Here is a 12,147-nt window from a genome sequence, read left to right as displayed (position 1 = left end):
GATCATATGAAGTGGACAGAAGTAAAAGTTGAAACAGCCAGTGAAGCAGTTGAAGCTATCTCAAATATTATGATGGAAGCAGGAGCCAGTGGTGTTGCTATCGAAGATTCTTTAGATGTAGAAAATTTTCAAAGTGATTTGTATGGCGAATTGCTGGATAAAGAACAATTTACTCATATCAAAGATGGGGCTTTAGTAATGGCTTATTTCCCTGAAACAACATTTTTACCAGAAATACTTCCTTTCATCGAAGAGAGTATCACTCGTTTACCAGAATTTGGACTTGAAATTGGTAAGAATGAAGTAAGTGTTAGTGAAGTAGCAGAAAGTGATTGGGCGACTGCATGGAAAAAATATTATCATCCAGTTCGTGTAACTCGCTTTTTGACAATCGTTCCAAGTTGGGAGAAATATGAGGCGCAAGATGCCGTTGAAAAAATAATCACTTTAGATCCAGGAATGGCTTTTGGAACAGGTACGCATCCTACAACACGTTTAACATTACAAGCATTGGAAACTGTTTTGCGAGGCGGTGAAACGCTGCTTGATGTTGGAACTGGATCGGGTGTGCTAAGTATTGCCAGTAAATATTTAGGTGCAAAAGAAGTTTATGCTTATGATTTAGATGAAGTGGCTGTGAGTGCGGCTAAAGAAAATATGGACATGAATCCGATCGCAAGTGAGGTTCATGTTTCTGCAAATGATTTGCTAAAAGGGGTAACAATCGAAGCGGATGTCATTGTGGCAAATATTTTAGCTGATATTATCACATTAATGATTGAAGATGCTTGGCGTTTATTGAAAAACGACGGAACATTGATTGTTTCTGGAATTATTCATGAGAAGAAAGCCATGATCGTGGAAAAAATGACAGAGGCAGGTTTTCTTGTGGATCAGGTTTTCCAACAAGGAGATTGGTATGCGATCATCTTAAAGAAAACAGAGGAAGAGTAAAATGCAACGTTACTTTTTAACGGAACCTTATGAAACTAAAGAACAATATATCGTCACAGGAGAAATCTATCATCATATTGTACGGGTGATGAGGATGGAACCGAAACAGCAAGTTTTCTTAGCTTTTAGTGATCGATTGGCCATCATTGCTGAAATTACTGAAATTACTGAAGACGCGGTTTATTTAAAAGAACTTAGTAAAGAACTGGCTGAAAAAGAATTACCAATCAATGTCACCATCGCCTGCGGCTATCCTAAAGGCGATAAATTTGAATGGGTCGTTCAAAAAGGAACAGAGCTTGGCAGTCATAAATTTATTGGGTTTCCGGCTAAATCATCTGTTGTGAAATGGGACCGCAAAAAGTTGGCGAAAAAGACGGAGCGATTGAAAAAAATTGCAATAGAAGCTGCTGAGCAATCTCATCGTCAGTTTGCACCAGATATTGTATTATTAGAGAAAGAACAAGCGTTGATCGATGTTTTTTCTAATTATGACAAAGTGTTGATCGCATACGAAGAGTCTGCCAAAGTTGGGGAACGCAGCCGCTTTGCAACAGCACTTTCAGAGTTAACTGCTGGAGAATCGATTCTGATTATTTTTGGTCCAGAAGGTGGTTTTGCACCAGATGAAATAGCCGTTTTTCAAGAGCACAACGGTATCATTTGTGGATTAGGTCCGCGTATTTTACGTGCAGAAACGGCGCCTTTGTATGTATTGAGTGCCATTAGTTATCAATTTGAATTAGTGTAAGGTTTAGGGGGTTATTTATGGAGTTAGAGTTACAAAGACTTTCAATAATGTTGATGGATCCAACATTTACAGATCAACAGTTCACAGAAGAAATTCTTTTTTTAAAAGAATTTCCTATTCGTTCAATTTTTGTTTTACCTTATAATGTTGCAAGGGCAAAACAGTTATTAACTGGAACGATGATCCAAGTGGGGAGTTTCGTTGATTTTCCGCTTGGTGGAGGGACTTTAGCAAAAAAAGCGTTTGAGACAGGACAGTTATATAGAGATGGTGCGTCAGATGTTTTTGTGACTATGGCGCCTGAGCAATTGAACCTTTATGGAAATCAGAGTTATGAGGCATTAGAGCAGTTGTCGTTTGGAAGAAATGCTCTAGGGTTCTTTATAGATAGCAGCCATTTAACAGAGAATCAAAAGCAGATACTAACAATGGATCTTGCAGAGTTGAATGTTAGTGCTATTTCCTTAGGAGTGAACTTGACCATGGAGCAAGCGATTTATGATATGAGTATTTTCCGAAGCGGTCGAAAAAAACGAATGACCTTTCAAGTAAATGTTAAAGCGCCGACTTTACTTGAAATTGAACTTCTTTTTCAAGCTGGAGCATCGTATATTGGGATTAGCAATGGTCGAGAAATTTTGCCGTTGATTTCGAAATGGAATTAACAATTTGAGGAATTGAAAATCCAGAAAAATGTTAGTATAATAAAAGATGTTGGAAGTGCTACTGTTTCAAGTGGTGCTTTTCTTTTTTTAAATAATTTAAGTATTTACATAAACATAAGGGACATTGTCATAAATTACGAAGTGGAAAGTATTTTGACGATACGCCATACAAACAGTTAAAAAGATAAGAAACTTCCTGTAGGCTTTAAGCGATTAAAGCAAGAATAGCGGGAAATTAGACCCATAAGTAAAAGGAGTGAGAATCATGCCAAAAGAGGAAATCATGACAGGTCCAGGAGTTATTAAACTCGTGTCAAAATATATGGCGCCTCAACATGTTGCTTTCGTTCAAAAAGCATGTGATTATGCTGAAAAAGCGCATGAAGGTCAAATCAGACAATCAGGTGAGCCCTATTTTATCCATCCGATCCAAGTGGCAGGAATTTTAGCTGAATTACGGATGGACCCACATACAGTTGCAACAGGTTTTCTACACGATGTAGTAGAAGACACAGATGTAACGCTCGAAGATTTATCAAATGAATTTGGTGCGGATGTCGCAATGTTAGTTGACGGCGTGACAAAGCTTGGAAAAATAAAATATAAATCTCACGAAGAACAACTAGCTGAAAATCACCGTAAAATGTTATTAGCAATGGCTCAAGATCTACGTGTAATCATGGTGAAATTGGCTGACCGTTTGCATAATATGCGTACCTTAAAGCATTTACGCGAAGATAAACAGCGACGAATCGCACAAGAAACAATTGAAATTTATGCGCCGCTTGCTCATCGCTTAGGGATTAGCCGCATTAAATGGGAGTTGGAAGATACGGCATTGCGCTATATCAATCCAAATCAGTATTATCGAATCGTTAATTTGATGCAAAGTAAGCGGGATGAGCGAGAAGCATACGTTGAAGAAGCTGTTGAAGACATTCGTTTGGCTACAGAAGATTTAGATATTTACGCCGAAATTTATGGTCGTCCTAAACATATCTACTCCATCTATCGCAAAATGAAAGATCAAAAAAAACAATTTAATGAAATTTATGATTTATTGGCTATTCGTGTGATCGTAGATTCTATTAAGGACTGTTATGCTGTATTAGGTGCGATCCATACAAAATGGACACCGATGCCTGGACGATTTAAAGATTACATTGCGATGCCTAAAGCAAATATGTATCAGTCTATTCATACGACTGTTATCGGGCCTAAAGGCAATCCAGTAGAAGTACAGATTAGAACGCATGAAATGCATCAAATTGCTGAGTTCGGGGTTGCTGCTCACTGGGCATATAAAGAAGGTAAGACAGAAAAAGTCGATGAAGATAATGATACAAAACAATTAAGCTGGTTTCGTGAAATACTTGAACTACAAGATGAAAGTTATGATGCCTCTGAATTTATGGAAAGCGTCAAAGGCGATATTTTCAGTGATAAAGTGTATGTTTTCACTCCGACTGGTGAAGTAACAGAATTACCTAAAGGTTCGGGCCCTCTAGATTTTGCATATAGTGTGCATACTGAAATCGGCAATAAAACAACTGGGGCTAAAGTCAATGGGAAAATGGTTCAGTTGGATTATACACTGAAAAATGGCGATATCATCGAAGTTTTGACTTCACCAAATTCTTTTGGACCAAGTCGAGACTGGTTGAAAATGGTTGCCACAAGCAAAGCACGAAATAAAATCAAACGATTCTTTAAAGTTCAAGATCGTGAAGTCAATATTATCAAAGGCCATGATGCAATTAGTAAATATTTGAGTGAACATGGTTTTGCAACAAAGGAATTTTTAGGTAAAACCAAAATGGCTGAAGTGTTGGATCGTTTTAATTTCCAAACAGAAGATGATTTGTATGCAGCTGTTGGTTATGGTGAAATCAGTGCTCAAGTTGTCTTTAATCGTCTGACTGAAAAAGAACGTAAAGAACAAGAAATTGAACGCCAAAAACAAGAAGCAGAAGAATTGATGACACAACCTGTCAAAAAAGAATCAGATAAAATGAAAGTTCGTCATGAAGGCGGAATCGTGATTCAAGGCGTTGAAAACTTACTTGTCCGTATCAGCCGTTGCTGTAATCCAGTACCAGGAGATGAAATCGTCGGTTATATCACGAAAGGGCGCGGTGTATCAATTCATAGGGCAGATTGTCCTAATGTTCAGCACCAAGAAGAGCTTGCTCAACGTTTGATTGAAGTTGAATGGGAAGATACGGATAATTCAAATAAAGAATACGATGCTGATTTAGAAATTTACGGCTATAATCGCAGTGGCTTATTGAATGATGTCCTGCAAGTTATTAGTTCTATGACTAAAAATTTAGTCAGTGTAGAAGCTAAGCCGACAAAAAATAAAATGGCGATGATTCATGTTACTGTAAAAATCCAAAATCTAGCCCATTTAAAAACAATCGTAGATAAAATCAAAAATATACCGGACGTTTATAATGTCCGTCGAACCAACGGCTAGGAGGGGTAGTTATGAGAGCAGTCATCCAACGAGTCAGTCAAGCTGAAGTCAAGATCGACCAAAAAAGTGTTGGAAAAATAGAGCAAGGATTTATGATTTTACTAGGAATCCATCAAACAGACAGTATAGAAGATGTTGCCTATTTAGTCCGTAAAATTAGTAAACTTCGAGTATTTGAAGATGGTGATGGTAAAATGAATCTGAGCATTCAAGAAATTAAAGGAAGCATTTTGAGTGTTTCTCAATTTACATTGTATGCAGATACTAAAAAGGGGAACCGCCCTAGTTTTATAGAAGCAGCAAGACCTGAGGTAGCCATCCCTTTATATGAACAATTCAATGAACAGCTTAAAGAACTGGCTATTCCTGTAGAAACTGGGGAATTCGGTGCGGATATGGCTGTTTCCTTGATCAATGATGGTCCAGTAACAATCATTATTGATACAAAAGATAAATAGTCAAAAACATCATTCTTACAATGTATAGCAGTAAGAATGATGTTTTTTTATAAGTTACTGAAAAAACACATAGGAAGAGCAAATAATTGGTATAATAAATGTAAAGTGATTGTTGAGGTGTAAGATGGAAAAATATAAAGAAGAATTATTACCAAAACTAAAGAAATTACCTGTACCAGAATTACACGAAACCCTTGTTGCATTAAGTGAGTGGCTAAGACCATTGGTTACATTAGAAGAATTAAAAGACTTTCAAAAAAGAGCCATAGCATTTAGCGTATCGGATGGTATATTATTGCAAAAAGATTTGGTAGCGCATGCAAAAAATAGAACTGGAAGCTGGCTAGCACCCTTTTGGGAAGAGAGCTATTTAGAAAATCGCGGCTATTTACAAAGTGACTCAAACTTTGCCTTGATCATTGATGAAAGTTATTATGATCAAATTGAATCGAAAGAAATGCGAGCAGCTCAGCTGATTTATCAAATGACCAATCGTTATCTGAGTTTAGTGAATGGAACATATCCAATCGAATATACAAAAAAGAATCGAAATGTCGATATGTCATTTTATTTGAATTTCTTCAAAAGTTGCAGAATACCTGGAAATGAACGAGATTCTTTTTACAGAGGGGAAATAACAACTGCTGGAAACTACATTGTGATTTTTATAAACGGACTCTATTTCCGCTTAGATGTGACAAATGATTTAGGAGAAATCTATTCTGTGACGCAAATACTGGAAAATTTGAACTATTTATTATCTATAGACACTAGTCCCACACAAGGGGAGCATCTAATTCCATATCTGACAGGCGTTGAAAGAGAACAGTCGAATTTGCTTTATCAACAGCTCAAAAAAGAGGAACGGAACAATCAAAATTTCAAGGAAATCGAAGAAGCATTATTTATTTTGAGTTTTTCTGATGGGGAAGATCAATCAAAAGAAGAACGAATCACAGATGTTTTATTGAATACAAATCATCAATTTCTAACAAAAACGACACAAGCAATTATCACGAAAAACGGTCATATCGGTTTTAATATGGAGCATACCGCAATCGATGGTGTGCCAACATTAAACCTACTGACTAAAATTTTTGAACCTTTTAATGACTTCAAGCAAGAAGAAATTAAAAAACGTTCTTCTGATTTGGTTCAAAAATTTGACTGGGTATTGGATAGTCACATGATCGATAGCTTAGAAGAGGCTAAACGGCTGGTAGACACTGAGAATAATTCATATACTATTAAACACCGAGTTGTTTCAGAAATTGGTAAAGAACGGATGAAAAAAGCAAAAGTAAGTCCGGATGCTTATTTTCATATTGCGTTGACAATGGCGCAGCAAAAGGTTTTTGGCTCATTAAAATCTGTTTATGAGCCAGTTGCTATGCGGATGTATTATGAAGGTCGAACCGAATCAGCACGTTCAGTAAGCCAAGAGAAAAAACAGTTTGCAGAAGCCTTTTATAATAAAACAAAGCCAATGTCTAAGGCGAAATTAAGAGAACTGTTCGTAGAAGCTGCGGAGGCTCATTCTGATCGGATCGTCCAATGTCAAAATGGTAAAGGATTAGAACGCCATTTGTTTGGCTTACAAAAAATGGCACTTAATCCAGAAGAAGGGGCGAAATTCTTTTCAGCGAAAGCACTTAGCTTATTAGGTGAGGATTTTATCTCTACCACAGGACTTCCATATGAGTTAATAGAATCATTTAGTTTTGGGCCCGTCAATAAAGAGGGGTTTGGGATTTATTATGGTATTCTAGATGAAAAAGTAATTTTGACTCTCTCCGTAAAAACAACATATGATAATAACGCAACTCAACTACTTGAAGCAATTTCAGAAGCACTGATTTCATTAACTGACCTTTTAGGCATTTAGTAAAAAAATAATACTGCACATAATAAGTAGGGGGATTTTCGTGTCCGATCATTATGTGTAGTTTTTATATTTCTACTGAAAGAATTAGATAATTGAACAACTTATTATAAGAGTGATTTATTCGGTTCTGATATTGTTCATGATATGTTGTACCATCAGTAAACATAGAAAAAGTGATTGGGAGATAACTCTATGAGTTATCTCCCAATCACTTGGAATCTGTTCCACTTAACTTAACTAAACAGTCTGTCAATTCGTTGATAATCCTCTGTGGTCAAATGAACCTCTAAGGCTTTTGCATTGTTGATGACTTGTTCTGGTTTTTTCGCACCTGGAATAACAACGTCGACAAAAGGGTTCTTGATATACCAAGCGAGTACGATTTCTGCCACACTCGCATTATAGTCAGCGGCAATCAATTTAAGATGGCTGACTTTTTCTATAATGGCTTTAAAGCGTTCACCTTGAAAATCTGGTTTTTTACTACGCAAATCTTCTGGTGAAAAAGTTACGCTACTTTCATATTTACCAGTCAATAAGCCAGATGCTAATGGGAAATAAGGCACAAAAGAAATCTGATTTTCTCTAAGATAAGGCAGCAGTTCATGTTCTGCTGCCCGATGAATCAAGCTGTATTCATCCTCAACAATATCTACATAACCATCTTGATTTGCTTCTTTAATTTGGTCTAAACTAAAATTAGAAACGCCGATTGCTCTGATTTTTCCGGCTTCTTTTAACTTTTTTAAGGCAGCTGTTGCTTCATTTTTAGGTGTTGCTTCATCTGGGAAATGAATATAAAAAATATCGATATAATCTGTTTGCAGTCGTTTTAGCGCTTCCTCAACAGAACGAGTTAAAAATTCAGGTGTATTATTATATGAGCCAGCTTTAGCGGGGGCATGAGCAGCTTTTGTGGCGATTACCACTTTACTGCGATCAAAATCTTTCAAAACTTCTCCAATCAATTCTTCAGAACGTCCCATTCCATAAGCAAAAGCTGTATCCAGTAAGGTGATGCCATTAGTTAATGCTGTTCGGACGATTTCTTTTCCTATCTCATCATTTAAATTTGGAAACAAGTTATGACCGCCAACAGCATTTGTCCCTAAACCTAAAGGGGTTGAATAAACTTCAGTTTTTCCAATTTGTATCGTTTCTGTCATTATGATTCCTCCTGACTTTCTATTACTAGTGTAGTTGATTAAAGATAAAGAAGAAAGTTTTTCCGCTTACTTCTAGAATTTATTTTAACAAAATGACGTAAAAAGCAAGAATCTAAAGTTTTCAGCCATTTCTATAGTATAATGATTGCAACTGAATTTTTCAGCAAGAAAATGGATAAAGGATGGGAGCAAATTGGGGAAAATTAGAATCAATAACATGAAGTTTTACACTAAAAATGGAGTCTTACCAGAAGAACGAATTTTAGGGCAGCAATTGGAAGTTGATGTCGAATTAAGGTTAGCTTTAGATCAGGCTGGTAAAACCGACGATGTAAATGATACAGTCAGTTATGCTGAAGTCAATGATCAAATTGCTGAACGTTTAGCAACTCATTCTTACAACTTAATAGAAGCTGTGGCTTCAGCTATTTTAGATGATATTGAAACAGAACATGGCAAAAAGTTGGAAAGTGCTCTTGTTCGAGTTCGAAAATATAGTGTACCGATGCCAGGAGTATTTGATAATATTGAAATCGAAATGGAAAGAGATTTCATATGACGATTAGTTATTTAGCTTTGGGCAGTAATTTGGGAGATCGTTTAGAGACGCTGCAAAAGGCAGTTGAATTGCTGGATCAAGAAAACGATATTCAAGTAATGAAGAAATCAAAACTTTACGAAACATTACCTTATGGAGACGTTCCACAAGAAAATTATTATAATGCTGTGATTCAAATCAGCACAACTTGTGAACCTCTTCAATTACTCGAAAAAACCCAAGCAATTGAAAAAGCTCTTGGTAGAGAGCGTTTGATTCATTGGGGGCCGCGAACGCTGGATATCGATATTTTATTGATGGGTGCTGAACAAGTAGCAACAGAACGTTTGACTATTCCGCATAAGGAAATGCTTAAGCGGTCATTTGTGCTAGTTCCATTAAAAGATATCTATCCAGAAGCTACCTTCCAAGGAAAGTCTTTTGATGAGCTGATTACAAGTACAGGGAATCAAGCTGAGGTTTGGCTTAGTAAAGAAAGTTGGTAAAAATATGGATGAAAAACAACTAGAAGCAATCGAGCAGGCAGTTAAACAAATTCTAAATGCGATCGGCGAAGACCCCGATCGAGCGGGTGTTAAAGATACGCCAAAACGTGTAGCCAAAATGTATAACGAAGTATTTTCTTCTTTAAGAGCGCCAGAATTTGATGATTATGCTCTATTTGATAGTCTGAATGAAGACGATATGGTGTTAGTCAAAGATATTCAATTTTATTCTATGTGTGAGCATCACCTATTACCATTTTATGGGAAAGCGCATATCGCTTATATTCCTGATGAAAGCAAAGTATTAGGCTTAAGTAAGTTACCACGATTGGTAGAATATTGTGCCAAACGTCCAAGTGTTCAGGAAGATTTAACGATAATGATCGCAAACAAACTTGTCGAACATGTACCTGTTAAAGGTGTGGCAGTTGCAATTGAGGCGGAGCATATGTGCATGACGATGCGTGGTGTAAAATCACCGCACAGTTTAACGAAAACCTTCCATTATCAAGGGGTTTTCAAAACGAATCGAGAGTGTAAGGATGACTTTTTAAGAGCGATTGAAGCGTAAAGGATGAATGGAATGGATATTATTGTCGGCACAAATAATCAAGGGAAGCTACAAGAAATACAATCTGCCTATCCTAAAGAGGAAATCACATTTGTTCCATACACGAACTACACACAAAAAAGCTATGATGTAGCAGAAACAGGCAAAACATATACAGATAATGCGCTGATCAAAGCGCAATTTTATGCTAAAATGCTTGGAAAGCCAGTATTGGCAGATGATGGTGGTTTAGAAATTGAAGCTTTTCCTGATCTTTTGGGAGTTGAGACTGCGCGATTTTTTAAACCGAATATGACAGATTCAGAAAAGAACCACCAGCTGTTTACATTATTTGAAGGACACGAATCATTCACACGAGGGATCAGTCTGCATGCTGTAGTAGTCTATGCTTGGCCAAATGGGGAGTATCTTATTTCAGAACAAGAACTTAAAGGAGAACTAACAACAAAAGAAGTCGGCGAAATGGGTTATGGTTTTGATAAAATTTTTTATTTACCGGAAAAACATAAAACTCTTGCTCAACTACCTAAAGTGCAACGGAATCATTTAAGCCCAAGAGTATCGGCTTTAAAACAATTAATTGAAACATTAAAGGAGCAACAAAGAGGATGAAAGAGGGATATTTTACTAATAAAACAACTCAAATCATGGGGATTTTAAACGTGACACCAGATTCATTTTCAGATGGCGGGTATTTTAATCAGCTAGATAAAGCACTAGCCCATTGTGAAGAAATGTTGGAGGCAGGCGTTGACATCATCGATATCGGCGGACAATCCACACGTCCGAACTATCAAGAAATTTCAGCGGAAGAAGAAAAAGAGCGGATCTTGCCAATAGTAGAAGCTATCAGAAAAAGAACAGACAAACCTATTTCTATTGATACGTATTTTCCAGAAGTTGCAGATGCGGCATTAGCAAAAGGCGCCAGTATCATCAATGACATCAAAGGGTTGGATACAAAAGGAATGATCGAAGTTGCGCAAAAATACCCAGATAGCGGCTTAGTGATCATGCACTCACGTAAAAGACGTAGTGAGCTGTCAGTAGTCGCGGATATTCAACAGTTTTATCAAGAAAAAATCGATCTCTGTCAAAAGGTCGGGATTGATTCGACACGGATTTGTTTTGACCCGGGGATTGGTTTTGGCAAATCACAGGAAGAAAATATTGAGATTTTAAAATATCCTGAAGTGTTTCGCTATAAAGAGTATCCCTTGTTGTATGGTGTATCTAGAAAAAGAACGATCGCTGCATTGACGAATGAAAAAGATCCATTAGAGCGGGACTTTGGTTCAATTTCCGCTTCATTATTTGCTGCCAATAAAGGTGTAGAAATTGTTCGAGTTCACAATGTTGAAGGAATGCGGGATGCGTTAACTGTTTGGGAAACCTTGAGTAGTCAGTAATAATTGTTACTTGCTTTACATTGTTTATTGTAAACTAAACTGAAATTCTGCTTGACTTTATATACAATCTCTAGTAATTTATAGATACTATAAAAAAATCGATGAAAGAACGAGTAGATTTTTAACTGATCGTAGAAGAGAAAGTTGCCAAGGCTGAAAGCAACTTCGTTAGATAAATCGAAAGACATTCTGGAGATGAACGGAGGAAAAGCCGTTCCGTTGCGAGCGTTAATCGTTGGAGGAAAGAGCAATCTTTCGAACTTAGGTGGTACCGCGTGTGTCTATTCACTCGCCCTTGTATTTATACAAGGGCGAGTTTTTGTTGTGAATCACCACGATTGGCTCCGCCAGAGTGGATGATGAACAATACTTGGCGAACGAAGTGAGAGAAGTTCCCGTACTAGAGAATCACCAAACGCTTAAGCTAGAATAAGAAGCGGTGATGACTATTTAAGTTGTTTATTAGGTCTTGAAGTACCACGATTGGCTCCGCCAGAGTGGATGATGAACAATACTTGGCGAACGAAGTGAGAGAAGTTCCCGTACTAGAGAATCACCAAACGCTTAAGCTAGAATAAGAAGCGGTGATGACTATTTAAGTTGTTTATTAGGTCTTGAAGTACTACGATTGGCTCCGCCAGAGTGGATGATGAACAATACTTGGCGAACAAAGTGAGAGAAGTCACCGTACTAGAGAATCACCCAACGCTTAAGGCAGAAAAAGAAGCGGTGAGAGCTATTTAAGTTGTTTATTAGGTCTTGAAG

12 protein-coding genes and 1 other annotated feature are annotated in these 12,147 nt (G+C 37.1%); of the genes, 11 read left to right on the top strand and 1 reads right to left on the bottom strand.

The window, feature by feature from the left end; translation table 11 throughout:
• Nucleotides 1-6: 6 nt before the first annotated feature.
• The 6 genes from prmA to AC4BB7_RS12570 all read left to right on the top strand — a co-directional run bounded on the left by prmA (nucleotide 7) and on the right by AC4BB7_RS12570 (nucleotide 7,192).
• A complete protein-coding gene (gene prmA, locus AC4BB7_RS12595) occupies nucleotides 7-954 on the top strand; it encodes a 50S ribosomal protein L11 methyltransferase (protein ID WP_086313830.1) in 948 nt (315 codons plus the stop codon).
• 1 nt (nucleotide 955) lies between these two features.
• Nucleotides 956-1,705 carry a 16S rRNA (uracil(1498)-N(3))-methyltransferase gene (locus AC4BB7_RS12590; RefSeq protein WP_490483271.1) on the top strand — a complete coding sequence of 250 codons (750 nt, stop codon included), beginning with the start codon at nucleotides 956-958 and terminating at the stop codon, nucleotides 1,703-1,705.
• 17 nt (nucleotides 1,706-1,722) lie between these two features.
• Nucleotides 1,723-2,370 (top strand): beta/alpha barrel domain-containing protein, encoded by a 648-nt coding sequence (locus AC4BB7_RS12585; protein ID WP_086313828.1) that lies wholly within the window; start codon nucleotides 1,723-1,725, stop codon nucleotides 2,368-2,370.
• 265 nt (nucleotides 2,371-2,635) lie between these two features.
• Nucleotides 2,636-4,849, top strand: a complete 2,214-nt coding sequence (locus AC4BB7_RS12580) for a RelA/SpoT family protein (RefSeq protein WP_490483270.1) — start codon at nucleotides 2,636-2,638, stop codon at nucleotides 4,847-4,849.
• Between the two features lie 11 nt (nucleotides 4,850-4,860).
• On the top strand, nucleotides 4,861-5,307 hold the full coding sequence (dtd, locus tag AC4BB7_RS12575) for a D-aminoacyl-tRNA deacylase (RefSeq protein WP_490483269.1): 447 nt from the start codon (nucleotides 4,861-4,863) through the stop codon (nucleotides 5,305-5,307).
• Between the two features lie 124 nt (nucleotides 5,308-5,431).
• The gene (locus tag AC4BB7_RS12570; protein WP_490483268.1) at nucleotides 5,432-7,192 is read left to right on the top strand and encodes a choline/carnitine O-acyltransferase; all 1,761 of its coding nucleotides are present in this window, start codon (nucleotides 5,432-5,434) and stop codon (nucleotides 7,190-7,192) included.
• Nucleotides 7,193-7,425: 233 nt separating this feature from the next.
• Here the strand turns inward: AC4BB7_RS12570 and AC4BB7_RS12565 are convergent, their stop codons facing one another.
• The gene (locus AC4BB7_RS12565) at nucleotides 7,426-8,358 is read right to left on the bottom strand and encodes an aldo/keto reductase (protein ID WP_490483267.1); all 933 of its coding nucleotides are present in this window, start codon (nucleotides 8,356-8,358) and stop codon (nucleotides 7,426-7,428) included.
• A gap of 193 nt (nucleotides 8,359-8,551) precedes the next feature.
• On the opposite strand from AC4BB7_RS12565, the gene folB reads away from it, so the two are divergent.
• From folB to folP, 5 genes are read left to right on the top strand one after another with little or no spacing between them, the layout of a single operon-like run.
• Nucleotides 8,552-8,917: a dihydroneopterin aldolase gene (folB, locus tag AC4BB7_RS12560; protein ID WP_490483266.1), complete on the top strand. Its 366-nt coding sequence runs from the start codon at nucleotides 8,552-8,554 to the stop codon at nucleotides 8,915-8,917.
• Nucleotides 8,914-9,402 (top strand): 2-amino-4-hydroxy-6-hydroxymethyldihydropteridine diphosphokinase, encoded by a 489-nt coding sequence (gene folK / locus AC4BB7_RS12555; RefSeq protein WP_490483265.1) that lies wholly within the window; start codon nucleotides 8,914-8,916, stop codon nucleotides 9,400-9,402. The genes folB and folK overlap by 4 nt, the downstream gene beginning before the upstream one ends.
• A gap of 4 nt (nucleotides 9,403-9,406) precedes the next feature.
• The gene (gene folE, locus AC4BB7_RS12550; protein ID WP_490483264.1) at nucleotides 9,407-9,973 is read left to right on the top strand and encodes a GTP cyclohydrolase I FolE; all 567 of its coding nucleotides are present in this window, start codon (nucleotides 9,407-9,409) and stop codon (nucleotides 9,971-9,973) included.
• A gap of 3 nt (nucleotides 9,974-9,976) precedes the next feature.
• Complete coding sequence (locus tag AC4BB7_RS12545) at nucleotides 9,977-10,585, top strand: non-canonical purine NTP pyrophosphatase (protein ID WP_490483263.1); 609 nt, start codon at nucleotides 9,977-9,979, stop codon at nucleotides 10,583-10,585.
• Nucleotides 10,582-11,382 carry a dihydropteroate synthase gene (gene folP, locus AC4BB7_RS12540; protein WP_490483262.1) on the top strand — a complete coding sequence of 267 codons (801 nt, stop codon included), beginning with the start codon at nucleotides 10,582-10,584 and terminating at the stop codon, nucleotides 11,380-11,382. Before AC4BB7_RS12545 ends, folP begins: the two co-directional genes overlap by 4 nt.
• A 92-nt stretch (nucleotides 11,383-11,474) precedes the next feature.
• Nucleotides 11,475-11,682: a binding site (T-box leader), on the top strand.
• The last annotated feature ends 465 nt before the right edge of the window (nucleotides 11,683-12,147 follow it).

Source organism: Enterococcus sp. AAFC-DPL-5182 (genome assembly GCF_058216605.1).
The sequence above is the reverse complement of the archived record's forward strand: the minus strand, read 5'-3'. Positions and strand labels throughout refer to the sequence as shown.

Bases quoted from the DNA above. Each gene is read 5' to 3' on its own strand.
- AC4BB7_RS12580 (WP_490483270.1), top strand. From the start codon at position 2,636: ATGCCAAAAGAGGAAATCATGACAGGTCCAGGAGTTATTAAACTCGTG.
- AC4BB7_RS12565 (WP_490483267.1), bottom strand. From the start codon at position 8,358: ATGACAGAAACGATACAAATTGGAAAAACTGAAGTTTATTCAACCCCT.
- folP (WP_490483262.1), top strand. From the start codon at position 10,582: ATGAAAGAGGGATATTTTACTAATAAAACAACTCAAATCATGGGGATT.
- AC4BB7_RS12570 (WP_490483268.1), top strand. From the start codon at position 5,432: ATGGAAAAATATAAAGAAGAATTATTACCAAAACTAAAGAAATTACCT.
- folE (WP_490483264.1), top strand. From the start codon at position 9,407: ATGGATGAAAAACAACTAGAAGCAATCGAGCAGGCAGTTAAACAAATT.
- dtd (WP_490483269.1), top strand. From the start codon at position 4,861: ATGAGAGCAGTCATCCAACGAGTCAGTCAAGCTGAAGTCAAGATCGAC.
- AC4BB7_RS12585 (WP_086313828.1), top strand. From the start codon at position 1,723: ATGGAGTTAGAGTTACAAAGACTTTCAATAATGTTGATGGATCCAACA.
- folK (WP_490483265.1), top strand. From the start codon at position 8,914: ATGACGATTAGTTATTTAGCTTTGGGCAGTAATTTGGGAGATCGTTTA.
- AC4BB7_RS12590 (WP_490483271.1), top strand. From the start codon at position 956: ATGCAACGTTACTTTTTAACGGAACCTTATGAAACTAAAGAACAATAT.
- AC4BB7_RS12545 (WP_490483263.1), top strand. From the start codon at position 9,977: ATGAATGGAATGGATATTATTGTCGGCACAAATAATCAAGGGAAGCTA.
- prmA (WP_086313830.1), top strand. From the start codon at position 7: ATGAAGTGGACAGAAGTAAAAGTTGAAACAGCCAGTGAAGCAGTTGAA.